This window comes from Rodentibacter ratti (assembly GCF_002000485.1).
In the GTDB taxonomy this organism is placed as follows: domain Bacteria; phylum Pseudomonadota; class Gammaproteobacteria; order Enterobacterales; family Pasteurellaceae; genus Rodentibacter; species Rodentibacter ratti.
The window spans coordinates 1-21652 of record NZ_MLAJ01000003.1 but is presented as its reverse complement, the minus strand read 5'-3'; the positions used below and the strand labels follow the sequence as shown (position 1 = coordinate 21652).

At 39.9% G+C, this 21652-nt stretch carries 11 protein-coding genes and 2 pseudogenes; 11 read left to right on the top strand and 2 right to left on the bottom strand.

Going from position 1 to position 21652, the window contains the following annotated elements; genetic code table 11:
* Window positions 1-240: 240 nt before the first annotated feature.
* The 6 genes and pseudogenes from malQ (at window position 241) to BKG94_RS03130 (ending at window position 12135) form a co-directional block, all read left to right on the top strand.
* Window positions 241-2331, top strand: coding sequence for a 4-alpha-glucanotransferase (gene malQ, locus BKG94_RS03155; RefSeq protein WP_077434143.1), 2091 nt, complete (start codon window positions 241-243; stop codon window positions 2329-2331).
* A 10-nt stretch (window positions 2332-2341) separates the two neighbouring features.
* Complete coding sequence (gene glgB / locus BKG94_RS03150) at window positions 2342-4531, top strand: 1,4-alpha-glucan branching protein GlgB (protein WP_077434141.1); 2190 nt, start codon at window positions 2342-2344, stop codon at window positions 4529-4531.
* A 61-nt stretch (window positions 4532-4592) separates the two neighbouring features.
* Entirely contained in the window at window positions 4593-6587 is a 1995-nt protein-coding gene (gene glgX / locus BKG94_RS03145; RefSeq protein WP_077434139.1) for a glycogen debranching protein GlgX, read from the top strand.
* Between the two features lie 18 nt (window positions 6588-6605).
* Window positions 6606-7901 (top strand): annotated as a pseudogene (gene glgC, locus BKG94_RS03140) (glucose-1-phosphate adenylyltransferase).
* Between the two features lie 104 nt (window positions 7902-8005).
* A complete protein-coding gene (glgA, locus tag BKG94_RS03135) occupies window positions 8006-9433 on the top strand; it encodes a glycogen synthase GlgA (RefSeq protein WP_077434137.1) in 1428 nt (475 codons plus the stop codon).
* A 239-nt stretch (window positions 9434-9672) separates the two neighbouring features.
* Window positions 9673-12135, top strand: a pseudogene (locus BKG94_RS03130) (glycogen/starch/alpha-glucan phosphorylase).
* Window positions 12136-12212: 77 nt separating this feature from the next.
* On the opposite strand, the gene BKG94_RS03125 reads toward BKG94_RS03130, so the two are convergent.
* On the bottom strand, window positions 12213-14015 hold the full coding sequence (locus tag BKG94_RS03125; RefSeq protein ID WP_077434135.1) for an AMP-dependent synthetase/ligase: 1803 nt from the start codon (window positions 14013-14015) through the stop codon (window positions 12213-12215).
* A 198-nt stretch (window positions 14016-14213) separates the two neighbouring features.
* Window positions 14214-15233 carry a type I glyceraldehyde-3-phosphate dehydrogenase gene (gene gap, locus BKG94_RS03120; RefSeq protein ID WP_077434133.1) on the bottom strand — a complete coding sequence of 340 codons (1020 nt, stop codon included), beginning with the start codon at window positions 15231-15233 and terminating at the stop codon, window positions 14214-14216.
* A 254-nt stretch (window positions 15234-15487) separates the two neighbouring features.
* Between gap and gmk the strand changes: the two genes are divergently transcribed.
* From gmk to murI, 5 genes are all read left to right on the top strand, one after another.
* Window positions 15488-16126 (top strand): guanylate kinase, encoded by a 639-nt coding sequence (gene gmk / locus BKG94_RS03115; RefSeq protein ID WP_077434131.1) that lies wholly within the window; start codon window positions 15488-15490, stop codon window positions 16124-16126.
* A gap of 54 nt (window positions 16127-16180) precedes the next feature.
* Window positions 16181-16447 carry a DNA-directed RNA polymerase subunit omega gene (gene rpoZ, locus BKG94_RS03110; RefSeq protein ID WP_018357122.1) on the top strand — a complete coding sequence of 89 codons (267 nt, stop codon included), beginning with the start codon at window positions 16181-16183 and terminating at the stop codon, window positions 16445-16447.
* 75 nt (window positions 16448-16522) lie between these two features.
* Entirely contained in the window at window positions 16523-18634 is a 2112-nt protein-coding gene (spoT, locus tag BKG94_RS03105) for a bifunctional GTP diphosphokinase/guanosine-3',5'-bis pyrophosphate 3'-pyrophosphohydrolase (RefSeq protein ID WP_077434129.1), read from the top strand.
* A gap of 6 nt (window positions 18635-18640) precedes the next feature.
* Window positions 18641-20722 carry an ATP-dependent DNA helicase RecG gene (gene recG / locus BKG94_RS03100; protein WP_077434127.1) on the top strand — a complete coding sequence of 694 codons (2082 nt, stop codon included), beginning with the start codon at window positions 18641-18643 and terminating at the stop codon, window positions 20720-20722.
* Window positions 20723-20750: 28 nt separating this feature from the next.
* Window positions 20751-21560: a glutamate racemase gene (murI, locus tag BKG94_RS03095; RefSeq protein ID WP_077434125.1), complete on the top strand. Its 810-nt coding sequence runs from the start codon at window positions 20751-20753 to the stop codon at window positions 21558-21560.
* Window positions 21561-21652: the final 92 nt, after the last annotated feature.

Below are 21652 nucleotides of genomic sequence, written 5' to 3'. Positions count from 1 at the left end.
TAAATCGCACGATTCTAAATCAGAAAATAGAAAAACTCTAGCGCTTTATTTATAAAAAATTCGGTATCGGGTCTCTATTTCTGTCGTTTAAAGCATGATTTTGGGGAAATTTTTTAAGAAAAACGAGGAGATAGAAAATTAAATTTTGACAGAGATCACTAATTTAAATAAAAGTCATTGTATTTCTTCTAAGCAAGACTAGAATGAAACTAAGTTGTTAATTGTAGTGTGTTTAGTCGTATGGAATTAGAACTGCTTCAACAAACCGCCCAAAAGTTGGGAATTGCCCCTGCGCATTATGATATTGATGGACGGCTTATTTATGCTAGCCCGGAAACATTATCGCATTTTATTGAATTGCTTAAGCCGCTTGAAAATAAATGCCGAAAGGAGGAATTTGATGACGTTTTGGCTTGTTTTGAAAATGAACCTATTCATTATGATGTTGAACGAATTGCTCTGACGGAACCGATAATATCCCTTGAGTTGCTTGATGAAAACGGCATTTCAATAACAAAAAAAATTACTCAAAATTCTACCGCACTTTCTTTGTCTCCCCTTTCTTTTGGTTACTATCAATTACGGCTTTCAACAAAATCTCATCGCTATTCGATTCGGCTACTGGTTTCTCCAAAGCGCGCTTTTCAACCGCCGCTATTAAAACACAAAAAAATTTGGGGAATCAATGTTCAGCTTTATAGTTTACGCTCTCAGAGTAACTGGGGGATAGGCGACTTTGGCGATTTAGCCTATTTGATTGAACAAAGTGCTAAACAAGGGGCAGATTATGTGGGCATTAATCCATTGCATTTGTCCTATCCAGCCGTACCCGAATGGGCGAGTCCTTATAGCTCTTCTTCTCGCCGTTGGTTGAATTTACTCTATTTAAATATTCCGAATTTACCGGAGTTTAGACGTTGTAAATCATTACAAAATTGGTTCAACGCTGAAGCGACTCAAACTCAAATTCTCACTTTACGCGAATCTGAGACGGTGAATTACAGTGAAGTTTATCAGTTAAAACTGACCGCACTTGAACAACTTTTTGCTTTTTTTAATCGGAGTAAATCTGCTGAAATTGTCGAACGCCGTCAACTATTTGAACAATATGTAAAATCCAAAGGCGAAGCACTACAATTGCAAGGATTGTTTAATGTTTTAGATGGGCAGGAACATGCTGATCATCAAGGGAAAGAAAATACCATCGGTTGGCTTGGTTGGCGTAAAGAATGGCAACATTTAAGTGCGACAAAACGTAAAACATTGCTCAAAACCTATCGAAAACAAATAAGATTCTTCGCATGGTTGCAATGGTTGACGGAGCGACAACTTGCCGAGTTGCAAACACTTTGTAAAAAATGCGGTATGCAGTTAGGTATTTATGGTGATCTGGCGGTAAACAGTTCACGTGGTAGTGTGGATGTGTGGAGCGATCCTGAATTGTATTGTGTCAATATTTCTATTGGTGCGCCGCCGGATCCCCTTGGACCGGTAGGACAAAATTGGAATTTGCCACCTTATAATCCAAGCGTATTAAAAGCCCGTGGTTTTGCACCTTTTATTGAGATGTTGCGAGCCAATATGCAATATTTTGGCGTATTACGTATCGATCACGTGATGGGCTTGTTCCGTTTGTGGTGGATTCCTGAAGGAAAAACGGCACAAGAAGGGGCGTATGTTCATTATCCTTTCGATGAATTAATGGCGATTCTTGCCATTGAAAGTGTGCGTAGTCAATGTTTAATTATCGGTGAGGATCTCGGCACCGTGCCGGATGAAGTGCGGTCTAAATTAAACGAACTTCAGATATTTTCTTATTTTGTACTGTATTTTGCCCGGCGTGATCTGCACTTTCCACATACTTCAGATTATCCGAAAAATGCTTACGCCACTATCGGCACGCATGATGTGCCCTCATTACAAAGTTTCTGGCATTGCCGTGATCTAGAATTGTTTGAGCAACTCAACATTTTAAGGGGCGAAGCGCTAAAACAAAAATATGATCAACGGATGATTGACAAACAAGCGTTGCTTAACAGCCTACATCGGGATCATTATTTACCACCAAATTATGAAGGCGATGCCCTTTCGATGGCGATGCACGATAATTTAAATTTTGTGATTCATCGGTATTTAGCGGAAAGCGAAAGTCAATTAATTGGTATTCAACTGGAAAATTTATTAAGCCAAGAAGTGATGTTTAATTTACCCGGCACTTTAGATGAATATCCAAATTGGAGCAAAAAACTTGCTCAACCTTTAGAGTCAATTTTTACTAATGAATCATTGCAAACTTTCTTTGCGATGATTAATGAAGCGCGCAAAGTGTAAGGAGTCAGCTATGACAACCGCCATTACCCATTCTATTATTGATAGTTTTTTTGACGCAACCAATGGCGATCCCTTTGCAACCTTAGGGATGCACGAAACTGAGCGTGGCATCGAAGTTCGTGTTTTATTGCCTGATGCGGATCGCGTTATTGTAATAGAGCGGGAATCGAGAGAACCCGTTGCCGAATTAAATTGTTTAGACGAACGTGGTTTTTTTGCCGGCGTGATGCCAAACTGTCATCAATTTTTTGCTTATCAATTACAAGTTTTTTGGGGTAATGAAGCGCAGATTATTGAAGATCCTTACCGTTTTCACCTGATGATTGATGATTTGGAACATTGGCTGCTTTCTGAAGGCTCAATGTTACGTCCTTATGAAGTTTTAGGGGCGCATTTTATGGAATGTGATGGCGTGAGCGGGGTGAATTTCCGTTTGTGGGCGCCGAATGCAAAACGGGTTTCCATTGTGGGCGATTTCAACTATTGGGACGGTCGCCGCCATCCAATGCGATTCCATTCAAAAAGTGGGGTATGGGAATTATTCCTGCCGAAAGTCAGCCTTGGACAACTCTATAAATTTGAACTCATTGATTGCCATGGTCATTTCCGTTTGAAAGCGGATCCTTATGCCTTTAGTTCTCAGCTTCGTCCGGATACTGCTTCTCAAGTGAGTGTCTTACCGAATGTGGTGGAAATGACCGAAGCCCGCCGTAAAGCCAATCAAGCGAATCAACCTATTTCGATTTATGAAGTGCATTTGGGCTCATGGAGACGTAATCTTGAGAATAATTTTTGGCTGGATTATGACCAAATTGCTGATGAACTCATTCCTTATGTGAAAGATATGGGCTTTACTCATATTGAGTTTTTACCACTTTCTGAATTTCCTTATGATGGCTCTTGGGGATATCAACCTCTTGGGCTTTATTCACCAACCAGCCGTTTCGGCACAGCAGACGGTTTCCGCCGCTTGGTTAAACGGGCTCATGAAGCCGGTATTAATGTGATTTTAGATTGGGTACCGGGACATTTCCCTAGTGATACCCATGGATTAGTGGCTTTTGACGGTACGGCACTGTATGAACATGCTGATCCGCGCGAAGGCTATCATCAAGATTGGAATACGCTAATTTATAACTATGGTCGCAATGAGGTTCGCAATTTTCTTTCCAGTAATGCACTTTATTGGCTGGAACGTTTTGGCTTGGACGGTATTCGTGTGGACGCAGTGGCATCCATGATTTATCGGGATTATAGCCGCTCTGAAGGCGAATGGATTCCTAACCAATACGGTGGGCGTGAAAATCTTGAAGCGATTGAATTTTTAAAACATACCAACTGGAAAATTCACCATGAAATGGAGGGCGCAATTTCTATTGCGGAAGAGTCCACTTCATTTACCGGCGTAACCCACCCTAGTGAAAATGGCGGCTTAGGTTTTAATTTCAAGTGGAATATGGGCTGGATGAATGACACGCTTTCTTATATGAAGCTCGATCCGATTTATCGCCAATATCATCATAATAAAATGACCTTTGGTATGGTTTATCAATACAGTGAAAATTTTGTGCTGCCGCTTTCCCATGATGAAGTGGTTCATGGGAAATGTTCTTTACTTGACAAAATGCCGGGTGATACATGGCAGAAATTTGCCAATTTACGGGCTTACTACGGTTATATGTGGGGCTACCCGGGTAAAAAATTGCTGTTTATGGGGAATGAATTTGCGCAGGGTAGAGAGTGGAATTACGAAGAAAGTTTAGACTGGTTTTTACTTGATGAAAACATTGGCGGTGGTTGGCATAAAGGCGTGTTGAAACTGGTCAAAGACTTAAATCATATTTACCAGAAAAATCGACCGCTCTTTGAACTTGATCATTCTCCGCAAGGCTTTGATTGGTTGGTGGTAAATGATGCGGCAAATTCCGTTTTTGCCTTTGAACGCCGAAGCAGTCAGGGGGAACGGATTATTGTCATCAGCAATTTTACCCCCGTCCCCCGCCATAATTACCGTATTGGGGTGAATGTGGCAGGTAAATATGAAGAAATTCTGAATACCGATTCAATGTATTATCAGGGTTCTAACGTAGGTAATTTTGGTTGCGTCCAAAGTGAAGCGATCGAAAGTCATGAAAGAGGAAATTCAATCTCGGTTTCTATTCCTCCATTAGCAACGATTTATTTGAAATATTTGGGATAGTTTATTTTTTATCTTCGCCGATTTGGTTGGCGGGAATTATTTAGGAATTGATGATAAGGCGATGTTCAAGGTTTTTGATTTAGGTGTGCCGACTCCGTTTGGTTATTCGAAAAAAGTCGAAAATGGCATGGAATTGACTAATTTTAGTTTGTTTTCGGCTGCCGCAAGTAAGGTGGAGCTCTGTTTATTTGAGGGCGAAGCCGAAACCCGTTTCACCATGGCTTGTACCGATAATATTTGGCATTTGGCGGTTATCGGTGTACGGAACGGTACACAATACGGTTTTCGGATTCACGGGCCACATTCGAACCCACAAAAATTAATGCTCGATCCTTATGCCAAAGCAGTAAGCCATAAGCCTGATTTAAGTTGTGCGGAAAAATGGCAGTGGTTCTTACTCAGTGATCATCGTGACAATGCCCATATAGCCCCAAGAGCGGTCATTGTTGATGAGGATTTTGATTGGAATGGGGATCAAAAACCTCATATTCCTTGGGCTGAAACCATCGTATATGAATTGCACGTTAAAGGTTTTAGCCAATTAAACGAAAAAATTCCTGAAGCGTTACGAGGCACTTATACCGGTTTGGCACACCCGATGAATCTTGCGTATTTGAAAGAATTAGGTGTGACGACGGTAGAATTATTGCCCGTCAATTTCCATCTAAATGAACCGCACTTACAGGCACGAGGTTTGCAAAACTATTGGGGATATAACCCTCTTGCTATGTTTGCAGTTGAGCCAAAATATGCGGCAACGGGCGATCCGCTCAGCGAATTTAAGTCAATGGTGAAAGCCTTTCACCAAGCAAACATTGAAGTAATTTTAGACGTCGTATTTAATCACTCAGCCGAATCGGAACAACATTTCCCTACATTTTGTCAGCGCGGAATCGATGATCAAACCTACTATTGGCGGAATGATAACGGACATTACATCAACTGGACGGGGTGTGGCAATATGCTTAATTTGTCCTCGGATGTAGGACGGAAATGGGTGGTCGATTGCCTGTGTTATTGGGTGGAAGAATGTCATGTTGATGGCTTTCGTTTTGATTTGGCAACCGTGCTTGGACGGGATAAACCGGATTTTAATTCTTCAGCCCAACTTTTTGTCGATATAGCTAATGCTCCGAGTTTACAAAATATTAAATTGATCGCAGAGCCTTGGGATATCGGGCATTACGGTTATCAAGTGGGCAATTTCCCTGATTATTTTGCCGAGTGGAATGATCGTTTCCGTGATGATATTTGCCGTTTTTGGTTGTGGAAAAGTGGTGAAATCGGCGCATTTGCCGAACGTTTTGCCGGATCGAGCGATTTATTTAAAAGAGATGGTTGTTTGCCCCATCGTTCCCTTAATTTTATCACGGCGCATGATGGTTTCACATTGCATGATTTAGTGAGTTATAACCACAAGCATAATGAAGCGAACGGTGAAGAAAATCGCGACGGACTCAACGAAAATTACAGCTATAACCACGGTGTAGAGGGATCCACGGAATTTTTAGACGAACCCCAAAAAAGTACCGTAGAAAATGACCGCACTTTTGCTCAGATTGCCTTATTGACAAGTTTACTGCTTGCCAATGGAACACCGATGTTATTGGCAGGCGATGAGTTTGGCAATACGCAGTACGGTAATAATAATGCTTATTGCCAAGATAACGAAATTGCTTGGTTGAAATGGGGAAACTTTAATAACAATTTATTTGAAATCACGAAGCAAACCATTGCACTTCGTCAGCAAATTCGCAGTTTGCAAAAGGATGCTTGGTGGTCAAATGATAATGTCAACTGGTTGAATGTGTGGGGAATACCTATGCAGCAAGAAGATTGGCATAACCTTGGAGTTAAAGCGTTACAAATTTTATTGGACGACAAATGGCTCCTGTTAATTAATGCGAAAGCAGAATCTCAGACTTTCATATTGCCTAATTGTGCTGTAAGCCAATGGAAAGCCTTTGTGGAAACAACAAACTTAACATTTATTCAGTCACAGGAAGTAACGGTAAGCAGTATGGCATTTTGTTTGTTGTATAGAGTGAATAATTAAAGACAAACGGAGTTTACAATGAAAAGCCCTGATAAAAATGCTCTTGTAAAAGATACTTTGGTTCTTATTTTAGCCGGCGGACGTGGCTCACGTCTTCATGAACTAACCGATAAACGCGCTAAACCTGCGCTCTATTTTGGCGGTAACCGTCGTATCATTGATTTTGCCTTGTCAAACTGTATTAATTCCGGCTGAAATCGTATTGGTGTTGTGACCCAATATGCGGCCCATTCTTTACTACGCCATTTACAAACCGGTTGGTCATTTTTACCACAGGAACGTGGCGAATTTGTTGATATGCTTCCGGCCCGTCAACAAATTGATGATTCCACCTGGTATCGAGGTACGGCTGATGCGGTTTATCAAAATATGGCGATTATTCGTGATCATTATCGTCCGAAATATATTTTAATTTTGGCAGGCGATCATATTTATAAGCAAGATTATAGCGTGATGTTGATGGACCATGTAACAAGTGGGGCAAAATGTACCGTAGGCTGTATTGAAGTACCTCGTTCAGAAGCTCATGAATTCGGTGTCATGGCGGTAAACGAAAACTTAAAAGTGAAAGCATTTGTTGAAAAACCGAAAGATCCGCCTGCGATGGTTGGTAAACCCGATATATCTCTTGCTTCAATGGGAATTTATGTATTTGATGCGGATTATCTTTATAAAATGCTTGAGTGTGAAGTACATAAGCCACAAACCAGCCATGATTTCGGTAAAGATGTACTACCAAGATGTTTAATGGAAGAAACGCTTTATGCTCATCCGTTCAGCCGCTCTTGCATGGGACGCAATACTGAGGGAGAAATTTACTGGCGCGATGTGGGGACATTGGATAGCTTTTGGCAATCCAACATTGATTTAGTATCGGAAAAACCACAATTGGATATTTATGATCAAAGTTGGCCGATTCGCGGTAATCCGGTGCAAGCCTATCCGTCTAAATTCTTCTATAAAAATGCCAATATTCGTCCGGTTGACAATTCTTTGATTGGTGGTGGTTGCGTGATTACAGATGCGTCCATTAATTATTCTGTGCTTTTTGATCGAATCAAAATTGAAGAAGGTTCTCATATTGATCATTGTGTTATCTTACCGGAAGTGGAAATCGGGAAAAATTGTTCTTTGAAAAATTGTATTGTTGACCGCAATTGTAAAATCCCTGATGGTATGCGAATCGGTTTTGATATCGAAGAAGATAAAAAGCATTTCCGCATAAGTTCTACGGGCAAAGTTATTCTGGTTACTCATACTATGCTACAAAAATTGAAGGGAGAGGAAGTCGCTTCGGAAGACCATTTAGATTAATAAAATAAACTGAAAAGTGCGGTTGAAATTGACCGCACTTTCTTAATTAAATTTATCCTAACCTCTTAAAATAGAGGGGAGGAGATTAGAAAATAGGATATTCAATGAAAGTATTACATGTTTGCTCGGAACTCTATCCCTTATTAAAAACGGGGGGGCTTGCCGATGTTATTGGGGCGTTGCCTTTTGCTCAAAAAGAGATAGGAATAGACACAAGAATTTTATTGCCTGCTTATCCCGCCATTTATCGAGGCATTGGAGAAACCCATATTGTTGCTGAGTTTGATAATTTTGCAGGGCATGTGGTATTGCGCTACGGCGAATATCAGGGTGTGGGTATTTATTTAATTGATGCACCACATCTATATGATCGTGAGGGGAACCCTTATCATGATGTAAATTACAATGATTATGCGGATAATTATAAGCGCTTTGCCTTGTTAGGCTGGGTAGGAGCGGAATTGTCCACAGGGCTTGATTCTTGGTGGCGTGCGGAAATTGTACATGCGCATGACTGGCATGCCGGGCTTACCGCTGCGTATTTGTTTAATAAAGGAAAACCGGCGAAATCGGTCTTTACCATTCATAATCTGGCTTATCAAGGGTTATTTCATCACCGTCACTTATATGAAATCGGGCTACCGGAAGGAATGTTCCACATAAACGGTTTGGAATTATTTGGTCAAATATCTTATTTAAAAGCCGGTTTATATTATTCTGATGTAGTCACAGCCGTTAGTCCGACTTATGCTCAAGAAATTACCACTGAAGAATTTGCTTACGGTTTGCAAGGCTTGTTAAGCGGATTGCGTGATCAGGGGAGATTGGTCGGTATTTTAAATGGTGTGGATGAAAAAATTTGGCATCCGAGCTGTGATGGGTATATTCAGTATCATTACAACTTAAAATCCATGGCAGGAAAACAGAAAAATAAAATCGCACTTCAGGCTTACTTTAATTTACCGGAGAATGACACATTACTTTTTGTTATGGTGACCCGCTTAACGGAGCAAAAAGGCGTTGATTTGCTGGTTGAAAGTGCGGATGAAATTGTTAAACAAGGTGGGCAACTCGCCATTCTTGGGTCGGGAGCCGCACATTTAGAAGAGGCGATTCTACAACTTTCTGCTACTTATCCTCAAAATATTGCAGTGAAAATCGGATATGATGAAACACTTTCTCATCTGATGATAGCCGGTGGTGATGTGATTCTCGTACCAAGCCGTTTTGAGCCCTGTGGCTTAACCCAACTTTACGGCTTGCAATATGGGACGTTGCCGCTTGTAAGAAAAACCGGAGGGTTGGCTGATACCGTTGTAAATAGTTCATTAGAAAACATTAAAGATCGTACTGCAACAGGTTTTGTTTTTAACCATGCGAACGCTGTAGAGCTTCGTCATTGCTTACAAGATGCTTTTGCTCTATGGCAAGAACACCGTACATGGGAAATGGTTCGAAGCAACGCAATGGAACAAGATTTTAGTTGGCATAAAGCAGCCAAAGAATATTTTAGTTTGTATCAGCGTTTATAGTTATGATTAAAAAATTACCAAAATCTTATAAAATTGATTGTTTTTTAACTAATAAAGGCTAAAATTTACGCGTTTTATGGGGCTAGATACTTTATAGTTAATCTACAGGAATGTTTAGTCAAATAGGTAGTAGTATTGAAGTTTGGTATTTTTGTTCAACGCCTACTTGGTTCATATCGGAATTTTACATTGTTTAGCTATCTATCCTATTTCTTATTTATTAACAGAGGCTTATTACTATGATAATGGATAATTTTGATTCTCCATTTCTTTATCATCGTCCTAAATTGGATGTTCAAGAATTAAAAAAATCTATCGTTTATAAATTAATTTTTTCTATCGGTCGTTCACCACGGGAAGCAAGTAAACGGGACTGGTTAAATGCAACATTATATACAGCACGGGATCTTGTTACCGAAGGATGGATTAGCACGGCTAGTCAAGCCCGTGCCGATGATGCTCGCCGAGTTTATTACCTTTCTATGGAGTTTCTAATTGGTCGTACCCTTTCTAATGCACTAATTGCGGAAGATGTTTACAGTTTAACAAAAGAAGCATTAAGTGAATTAAATGTTGATTTAGAGGAAATTATTGCAAAAGAAGTTGACCCGGGTCTAGGAAATGGTGGTTTAGGTCGTTTGGCTGCCTGCTTTATGGATTCTATTGCGACACTTGGATTGCCGGGAATGGGATATGGAATTCGTTATGAATACGGTATGTTCCGTCAAAAAATCGAAGATGGTCGTCAAGTGGAACGCCCCGATGCGTGGTTGGAAAAAGGCGCACCCTGGGAATTTTTACGTCCGTCTAAACGCTTCCATGTCTCGTTTGGTGGAAATATTCATTTTGAAGGAAAAAAATGTGTATGGACCCCACAAGAAGAAGTCACCGCACTTGCCTACGACCAGATGATTCCGGGTTATAAAAATGATTCTGCCTCTACCTTGAGATTATGGTCAGCTCATGGGGGAGAAAGTTTTAATCTTACGGAATTTAACCGTGGGGAGCATTTAGCTGCGGTAGAAGCTCGTGCCTCCAGTAAAAATTTATCTCGTGTTCTATATCCGGATGATTCCACTTGGAATGGACGTGAATTGCGTTTACGCCAGGAATATTTTTTAGTGTCAGCGTCCTTACAAGACATTATTCGACGCCATAAGCGTGTTCATAATAGCCTTGATAATTTGGCTGATAAAGTGGCGATTCACTTGAACGATACACATCCTGCCTTAGCGATTCCGGAATTAATGCGGATGTTGGTTGATGAAGAAGGCTTTGAATGGGAAAAAGCATGGGATATCACATGCAGTATTTTCTCTTACACTTGCCATACGCTGATGTCGGAGGCGTTGGAAACTTGGCCGGTTGAGATGATGGCGAAAGTCTTACCACGCCACTTACAAATGATCTTTGATATTAACGATCATTTCTTAGAATATGTGCGTACTTATATCACAACGGATAATGAATTTATTCGACGTGTATCGCTCATTGAAGAAGGCTATCAACGCAAAGTTCGTATGGGGTGGTTATCTGTGGTCGGGTCACATAAAGTTAATGGGGTGGCGGCAATTCATTCTGAGCTAATGGTAAAATCCACTTTCGCTGATTTTGCACGTATTTATCCGGAGCGTTTTACTAATGTGACGAACGGCATTACGCCTCGTCGTTGGTTAGCCGTGGCTAATCCTCAATTAGCTGAATTATTTGATAAATATATTGGTCAGGAATGGCGTTGTGATTTAAGCCAAATCAAAAAGTTAGAAACCGTAGCACATGAAAAGGCGTTTAAAGAGAGCATTGCAGACATTAAATATGTCAACAAAGTTAAACTTGCCGATTATGTGAAGCGGGAACTCGGAATTGAATTGAATCCTAAAGCGCTATTTGACGTACAAGTAAAACGTATTCACGAGTACAAACGCCAAATGTTAAATGTGCTGCATATCGTTGCCCGTTACAATGCGATGCTTGCCAATCCTGAAAAAAATTGACAACCGCGCGTATTTATTTTAGCAGGTAAAGCGGCATCAGCTTATTATGCGGCAAAACAGACGATTCACCTCATTAATGATGTGGCGAATATCATCAATAATGATGAACGCTTGCAAGGACGTTTAAAGGTCGTATTTATTCCTAATTATAGTGTGAGTTTGGCACAGCTTATTATTCCTGCGGCAGACATTTCAGAGCAGATTTCCCTTGCCGGTACGGAGGCTTCGGGAACCAGTAATATGAAATTCGCACTTAATGGAGCATTAACACTTGGAACGTTAGATGGTGCGAATGTAGAAATTTTGGATAATGTAGGCGAGGATCATATTTTTATTTTTGGTAATACGGTAGCTCAAGTAGAACAGCTTCGCCGTGAGGGTTATCATCCGTTTGATTATTACCAAAATGATGCAGAATTACGCACTGTGGTTGATCAAATTATTGCCGGTGTGTTCTCACCAGAAGAACCTCAACGCTATTTACCGCTGTTACAGGGGCTGCAATACTACGATTATTACCAAGTTTTTGCTGATTTCCATAGTTATGTGGAAGCTCAAAAACTCGTAGATGAAAAATACAAAAATCGAGATCAATGGATTGAAAGCACTATCCAAAATATCATCAATATGGGCTTTTTCTCTTCAGATCGGACTATTTTGGAATATGCCAAAAATATTTGGAAAATTGAACCCCTTAAAATTAATTAAACAAAAATCCCCATAAGGGGATTTTTTCTTGAGTTTGTATGTAAAAGTGCGGTCAATTTTGACCGCACTTTTCTAGTTTACGTCTCGTTATTTTGTTTATACATCGCCTCTATTTGATTACGGTAACGTTCCATAATGACTTTTCGTTTGAGTTTTAAGGTCGGGGTAATTTCACCTAATTTGATACTGAATGCCTGAGAGAGTAAAGTAAATTTCTTCACTTGTTCAAAGTGTGCTAACTCCTTTTGTACCGCATTAATACGTTGTTCAAACATCTTTAATATTTCAGAATTTTTAATCAATTCCATCCGATCTTGGTACTTGATGTTCAGCTGTTTGGCGTATTCTTCTAAACTATCAAAACAAGGTACAATCAAAGCAGAGACATATTTTTTTGCATCTGCCACAATGGCAATTTGTTCAATAAATTTGTCTTTACCGATTTTACTTTCGATATATTGTGGTGCAATGTATTTGCCGTTAGAGGTTTTCATTAATTCTTTAATACGATCCGTAATGAAAAGGTTACCTTCAGCATCGATCTCGCCTGCATCGCCGGTTCTTAGGAAACCATCTTCTGTGAAGACTTGAACGGTTTCTTCCGGCTTTTTGTAATAGCCTTTCATCACCATATTACCGCGAACAAGAATTTCGTTATTTTCGCCAATTTTGACTTCAGCTTTCGGCATTGGTGTCCCGATGGAATGAGGGTTAAATTGGTTATCGTGCCAACATGAAACGGTTGCTGTGGTTTCTGTCATACCATAACCAAGTTTAACGTTAATTCCAATGCTCTGAAAAAATAACCCAATAGCTGGTTCTAGTTTTGCGCCGCCACAAGGCATCATTTTAATTCTACCGCCTAATAATTGGCGAAGTTTGGATAAGACGAGTTTATCAGCGAGTGCATATTGTTTTTTTAGTAAGAAAGGAATCGGTTTTCTTTCTGTTAATAGCGTGAAGCGTTTTTGTCCGATAGCGATCGCCCAGTGAAAAAGAATCTGGCGAAATTTCGAGGCTTTTTGTACTTTATCTAATACGGCGGCATAAATTTTTTCGTAAAAACGTGGTACTGCACACATTAATGTAGGACGAATTTCCGCTAAAACCGAGCGCACTTGATTTGTATCTTCCAAATAACAAAGTATTGCGCCACGATGAAGAACATAAGCGGCCCATGCCCGCTCGAAAATATGAGAAAAAGGCAAAAATGAGAGAGAAATATCCTGCGGTGTGACATGAAGTGTAAGATCGTGCGCTTCTAATTGATGAGCTAGATTTGAATAATCCAACATCACGCCTTTTGGTTCACCTGTCGTCCCTGAGGTATAGATAATCGTAAATAAATCGTCCATTCGCTTATCATGCAAACGTTGATTTAATTCGGCTTGATGCTCCATTGTGCCAAGCTTGATAAACTCTTCCCAAGAACAAGAAAGAGCGTCAGTATGAAGTTTAATACTGGGTTTCATCGCCACGATTTTTTGTAATTGAGGGCAGAGTGAAGCAATTTCTAAAGCGTGGTCATATTGTTCTTGATCTCCTACGAATAGAATTTTGACATCGCCATGATTTAATACAAACTCAGCCTGCTGCGCCGTGTTAGTTGCATAAATAGGAACGGTAACCGCGCGAATTTGTAACGCCGCAATATCGGCAATCGTCCAATTTGGCATATTATGAGCAAAAATTGCAATTTTATCTTGTACCTGAATGCCACAAGCGAGTAATGCGCGAGAAAGTTGGTTTAGCTGATTTTGGAATGCGATCCAAGTGATATCTTTCCAGACGCCGTTTTCTTTATGGCGAAGTGCGGTCGTATTTCCTCGTGTTTTTACTTGTTGTTCAATACGATGAATAAAATGAAGATCAAGATTCATATTAACCTTATTTAGTTTAATGTTAATTGAGCTAACAGTTGTGCGCTAATATAAGGCTAAACGAAAAGAAAAGCCAGATAAATCTTTAATATTTTTGATGATTTTGAGTGAGCTTTTGTACAATGTGTGATAAGAACCCAATAGGATTGGAAAATAAAAAACCGCTCCGAAGAGCGGTTAGTATATTAGTTATTTTGATTAGCCTTTGTAGTTGTAAACATGCGCTACTAAGTCTAATACTTTGTTAGAATAACCGACTTCGTTATCATACCAAGATACAAGTTTCACGAAAGAATCGGTTAATGCGATACCGGCATCAGCGTCAAATACAGAGGTTAATGTGCAACCGTTGAAGTCAGTAGATACAACTGCATCTTCGGTATAGCCTAAAACATCTTTTAATTCGCCATTGAATGTTTTACCTTCTGCAGCATCTTTGATTGCTTGTTTGATTTGCTCGTAAGTTGCAGGTTTTTCAAGGTTTACAGTTAAGTCAACAACAGAAACGTTTGGTGTTGGAACACGGAAAGCCATACCGGTTAATTTACCGTTTAATGCCGGTAATACTTTACCTACTGCTTTTGCTGCACCGGTTGATGATGGGATGATGTTTTGTGACGCACCGCGACCACCACGCCAGTCTTTAGCAGATGGACCATCAACGGTTTTTTGTGTTGCTGTGGTTGCGTGAACGGTTGTCATTAAACCATCTTTAATGCCGAAAGTTTCGTGAATAACACGTGCCAAAGGCGCTAAACAGTTTGTTGTACAAGAAGCGTTAGAAACAATATCTTGACCCGCATACGCACCAAAGTTTACACCACGCACAAACATTGGGGTTGCATCTTTAGACGGACCGGTTAAAACTACTTTTTTCGCACCGGCAGTGATGTGTTTACGTGCTGTTTCATCGGTTAAGAATAAACCTGTTGCTTCAACTGCGATATCAACACCGATAGCACCCCAGTTTAAGTTTGCCGGGTCACGTTCTGAGGTCACACGAATCGCTTTACCGTTAACCACTAAGTTACCGTCTTTAACTTCAACAGTACCATCAAAACGACCATGAGTTGAATCGTATTTTAACATGTAGGCCATGTATTCAACATCAATTAAGTCGTTGATACCGACAACTTCAATGTCATCACGTTGTTGTGCTGCACGGAATACGATACGACCGATACGACCAAAGCCATTGATACCAATTTTAATTGCCATAAGATTTTACCTTCTTAGTTAAGTTAAACAAACCGTTACGTTTAAGAAGCAAGTACGCTCCTTAAAGAAAAAGAATATGGAGCGGATTATAGCACGAGCATTTAGATAAAACTAGAAATCCGATTTTTTTGTGATCTAGATCACGCTAAAAATACTTTTTTAGATAAAAACTTCCGAAAAGATGACCGCACTTTAATGATTTTCTATTAAATAATCGGCATAATAGACTGAAATATTTAGGAAAGGTTCAAACTATGTCACAAGGCAATTTATACATTCTTTCAGCTCCAAGCGGAGCGGGTAAATCTTCGTTAATTTCAGCATTATTGGAACGTGATTCTTCCACACAAAAAATGGTGTCGATTTCGCATACAACGCGTGCTCCGAGACCCGGTGAAATTGACGGTGTACATTATTATTTTGTTTCTAAAGAAGAATTTGAGTCCTTGATCAAACAAGATTTATTTTTGGAATATGCTACGGTGTTTGGTGGAAATTATTATGGTACATCATTGCCGGCAATTCAGGAGAATCTGGCAAAAGGAATTGATGTTTTTTTGGATATTGATTGGCAAGGTGCGCAACAAATTCGTAAAAAAGTGGCAAAGGTAAAAAGTATCTTTATTCTTCCCCCGTCGTTGCCGGAGTTAGAGCGTCGTTTGATTGGTCGTGGTCAAGACAGTGAAGCGGTAATTATGGAGCGTATGGCAAAAGCAAAGAATGAAATTTCCCACTATGATGAGTACGATTATGTCATTATCAACGATAATTTTGAGCAAGCATTAGCAGATTTACAGAGTATCTTACGTGCGGAACGTTTAACCAAAAATTATCAACAAGCAGAAAATACCAGCTTAATTTATCAGCTACTAGATAAAAATCATAAGATTTAGTATGATAGCTCCTCTTTATATCCCTTATTTTTAGATGAACCGGAGTAATAGAATATGGCACGTGTTACAGTACAAGATGCGGTAGAAAAAATTGGCAACCGTTTTGATTTAATTTTGACCGCAGCACGCCGTGCGAGACAATTGCAATTACATCAACGTGATCCTTTAGTACCGGAAGATAATGATAAACCGACCGTTATCGCATTGCGTGAAATTGAAAAAGGATTAATCTCTAATGAGATTATGGATGCCCAAGAGCATCAAGCTATCACAGCTGTTCAGCATGTAGAAGCAGCAGCGGTGGCATTAATTTCCGAGTAATTTTAAAAGTGCGGTTGGTTTCAACCGCAGTTTCATTTCAACCATTCATTTAACCCGAAAAAAGCCAGGTGTCCTTTGGAATTGTTTGCAGATTTAGAACGAATTATTCAAGGGTATTTACCCGAAGATAAAGTTGAATTAGTCAGACGTGCATTTATTATCGCAAAAAATGCACATGAGGGACAGTTTCGTTCAAGTGGTGAACCTTATATTACCCATCCTGTAGCAGTAGCTTCCATTATTGCGAAAATGAATCTTGATCATGAGGCAGTGATGGCGGCGTTGTTGCATGACGTTATAGAGGACACGCCTTATACGGAGGAAAATCTTAAAAAGGAATTTGGCGCAAGTGTTGCAGATATTGTTGAGGGTGTATCAAAGCTTGATAAATTAAAATTCCGGACACGCCAAGAAGCACAGGTGGAAAATTTCCGCAAAATGATTTTGGCGATGACCCGTGATATTCGAGTGGTATTGATTAAGCTTGCAGACCGAACGCACAATATGCGTACATTAGGGTCGTTACGTCCTGACAAGCGACGCCGTATTGCTAAAGAGACTCTTGAAATTTATTGCCCGCTTGCACATCGTTTAGGCATTGAGCATATCAAAAATGAATTAGAGGATTTATCCTTTGAAGCGATGTACCCACATCGTTATAAGGTATTGAAAAAATTAGTTGAAGTAGCAAGAAATAATCGTCAAGACCTTATCGAACGCATTGCTAATGAAATTAAAGAGCGGTTAGAAAATGCGGGGATTGTTGCACGAGTGTGGGGACGAGAAAAACATCTTTATAAGATCTATCAGAAAATGCGGGCGAAAGATCAAGAATTTCACTCTATTATGGACATTTATGCGTTCCGTATTATTGTGAAAAATATTGATGATTGTTATCGCGTATTGGGTCAAATGCACAGTCTGTATAAACCTCGCCCGGGACGTGTGAAAGATTATATTGCTGTGCCAAAGGCAAACGGCTATCAGTCTTTACAAACTTCTATGATTGGTCCGCATGGGGTACCGGTGGATGTACACATTCATACGGAAGATATGGAGCAAGTGGCTGAAATGGGGGTGACTGCGTACTGGGTATATAAAGAAAGTGGTAAAAATGACAGTACAACGGCTCAGATTCGGGCTCAACGCTGGTTACAAAATTTGGTTGAAATTCAACAAAGTGTCGGAAATTCCTTTGAGTTCATTGAAAATGTAAAATCGGAATTTTTTCCAAAAGAAATTTTTGTTTTTACACCAAAAGGACGTATTGTTGAATTGCCGAAAGGGGCAACCGCAGTAGATTTTGCTTATGCGGTACATTCGGATATCGGTAATACTTGTGTCGGTGTAATGGTTGAGTATAAACCTTATCCGTTATCAAAGGCGTTAGAATCCGGTCAAACAGTGAACATTATCACAGAGCCAAATGCGCATCCTAAAGCTTCTTGGTTGAATTTTGTAGTTACTGCCCGTGCGAAAACCCGTATACGCCACTATTTAAAACAACGCTGTGAAGATGATGCGATAAAAATAGGTGAAAGAGAACTAAATGCTGCCTTGCAACCGCATCGTTTGTCTGATCTTTCTCCGCAACAAATTCAAAGGGTTTTGGATGAGCGAAAACTTTCTTCACTTGATGGGTTATTACGTGAAATTGGTTTAGGTAATCAACTTGCCTCTGTGATTGCACATCAGCTAGTAGGAGAACCGATAGAAATTGATGTGGATGGTAATACGGAAAATCATTCAAACACTTTAACAATTGCGCCTACTTTAATGGCTAACATAGAATTTGCCAAATGTTGCCACCCGATTCCGAATGATCCGATTATGGGGTGCAGTACGCCGAATCATGGGATCATTATTCATCACCAACAATGTGAAAATCTTAGAAATGCCCAGCAATTAGTCATAGCTAAATGGGAAAAAATGCAAAGTGCGGTTAATTTTGATGCTGAATTACAAATTGAAATCTTAAATGAAAAAAGTGCTTTGCCAAGTTTAATGACAGCGATCGGGGCAAGTGAAGGCAGTATTCAAAACATTTGGACGGAAGGGTTGGAAAATAATTTGTTGTTGGTAATTTTGCAAATTAGCGTGAAAGATACAAAACACCTCGCCAATATCTTATCTCGTATTAAGAGAATTACCGGCGTGGTGAGTGCAAAGCGCAATATTAATGCCTAATATAGTATGGGGTTTTCACTTCTTGATGCCATTCCACTTACCACGCTTTCAGGTGTAGGGGCGGCAGTTTCTAATAAACTCAGCAAAATCGGTATTCATAATTTACAAGATCTGCTCTTTCATTTGCCGATCCGTTATGAGGATCGTACGCGTATTACACCAATTGCAGATTTACGGCCTGATCAATATTTCACTATTGAAGGGATTGTGCAAACTTGCGAGGTCACTTTTGCCCGCCGTCCGATTTTGTCAGTCAGCCTGTCTGATGGCACATCAAAAATTATGTTACGTTTTTTTAATTTTAATGCGGGAATGCGTAACAGCTTTCAAATCGGTGCTCGTGTTAAGGCTTTTGGCGAAGTCAAACGGGGGCGTTATATGCCGGAAATTCATCATCCGGAGTATCAAATCATTCGTGACAATACACCGATTATATTGGAAGAAACGCTTACACCTATTTATTCCACTACAGAAGGTCTAAAGCAAAATACGTTACGAAAGCTAGTAGAGCAAGCCTTAAATTTACTGGATAAAGTACAAATTGCTGAAATTTTGCCTAATGAATTTAATCCTCATCAATTCAACTTAAAAGATGCATTGCATCTATTGCACCGACCGCCACCGGATATTTCCTTAGAAGCACTGGAAAAAGGGCAGCATCCTGCTCAGCAGAGATTAATTTTTGAAGAGTTACTCGCACATAATCTTGCCATGCAAAAAGTGCGGTTAGGTTCACAACAATTTTTATCTTTGCCTTTACATTACCAAACGGATTTGAAACAACGATTTTTGATGAGCTTGCCTTTTAAACCAACTCATGCACAAACTCGGGTTATCGCTGATGTTGAACAAGATCTAGCCAAAGATTATCCTATGATGCGCTTGGTGCAAGGGGATGTGGGATCAGGTAAAACGTTGGTAGCTGCATTAGCCGCGTTAGTTGCGATTGACAATGGTAAACAAGTGGCGCTGATGGCGCCGACAGAAATTTTAGCAGAGCAACATGCTAATAATTTCCGTCATTGGTTTGAGTCCTTGGGGATTAATGTAGGCTGGTTAGCTGGCAAGGTGAAGGGGAAAGCACGTCAAACTGAGTTGGAAAAAATCAAAAATGGTACGGTACAAATGATCGTTGGTACTCATGCACTGTTTCAAGAAGAGGTAGAATTTGCTGCGCTTTCTCTTGTGATTATTGATGAACAACATCGTTTTGGTGTGCATCAACGCTTAATGCTTCGTAATAAAGGGGAAAAAGCAGGATTTTACCCCCATCAGTTAATTATGACGGCGACCCCGATACCAAGAACATTAGCGATGACAGTATATGCAGATTTAGATACATCTATTATTGATGAATTGCCTCCTGGACGTACACCGATTACAACGGTGGTGATTTCGGAAGAACGTCGTGACGAAATAGTAGAACGGGTGAAGAAAGCCTGTTTAACGGAAAAGCGCCAAGCCTATTGGGTATGTACTTTGATTGATGAGTCTGAAGTATTAGAGGCTCAAGCCGCCGAAGCCACTTGGGAAGATTTAACGAAAGCCTTACCCATGTTGAAAATTGGTTTGGTGCACGGAAGAATGAAACCACAAGAAAAACAAGAGGTCATGTTGCAGTTTAAAAATGCAGAGTTAGACTTGCTCGTGGCAACGACAGTGATTGAAGTTGGTGTAGATGTACCGAATGCGAGTTTGATGATTATCGAAAATGCCGAACGTTTAGGGCTATCGCAACTTCATCAATTACGCGGACGTGTCGGACGAGGCAGCACAGCATCTTTTTGTGTATTAATGTATAAGCCGCCTTTAGGAAAAGTTTCACAAAAACGCTTACAAGTGCTGCGAGACAGCCAAGACGGTTTCTTCATTTCTGAAAAAGATTTGGAAATCCGTGGTCCGGGTGAGGTACTAGGTACAAAACAAACAGGGATTGCTGAATTTAAAGTGGCAAATTTAATGCGTGATCGTAAAATGATTCCAACGGTGCAACATTACGCCAAACAACTTATTCAGCAATATCCGGATGTTGCGGAAAGTTTAATTCAACGCTGGTTAAAGAATAAAGAAATTTACTCAAACGCTTAAAGTGCAGTCGATAAAGGAAGAGTTTTTCATGGATATAAAAAAAGAGCGCCCAACGATACTCTTTTGTGATTCAGGAATGGGCGGATTTAGCGTGTATCGCGAAACAAAAAAATTATTACCTGATTGGCATTATCTTTATTGTTTTGATAATGGCGGTTTTCCTTATTCAGAGCGCAGTGAAGAAAGCATTATTCAGCGAATGTTAGCGATATGCCAGCTGATTAATATTATTCATCCTTTAGATGCGATTGTTATTGCATGCAATACGGCAAGTACAGTCGTGTTACCGGCGCTACGTGAAAATTTTTCTATCCCTATTATTGGCACTGTTCCCGCAATTAAGCCGGCTGCAGAGATTTCAAACACAAAACATATTGGTTTATTGGCAACAAAGGGCACGGTAAAGCGTCCTTATGTGGATGAGCTTATCAATAAATTTGCGATGGATTGCCAAGTGGAACGATTAGGTTCAACAAAATTAGTTGAAATCGCCGAACAAAAAATTCGTGGGCAGTCAGTCGATATGGTGAAATTAAAAAATGAGTTGCAACCTTGGATAGGGATGATAGATTTAGATACATTAATTCTTGGATGTACACATTTCCCGTTAATTAAAGAAGAGATTCAATTTTGTTTGCCACAAGTAAAACATTTTATGGAATCAGGGGTTGCGATTGCAAAGCGAGTTCAATCTCTATTGATGGGAGTAGAAGCGAAAGATAAAAATAACAAATATAATAAAATGTTTTGCACCCAACATTTTGATGAAGAATTAAAGTTCAATCAAGTACTAAATTTGTGGGGATTTGAATCTTTAGATGTGATAGAACTCAATTAAAAGCGAATTGTTTTGTATGATTTTTCCACAAACTAAACTTTTTTGTCATTTTTTTGAAAAAATCCCTTGCGTGGCGTAAAAAAATCCCTATA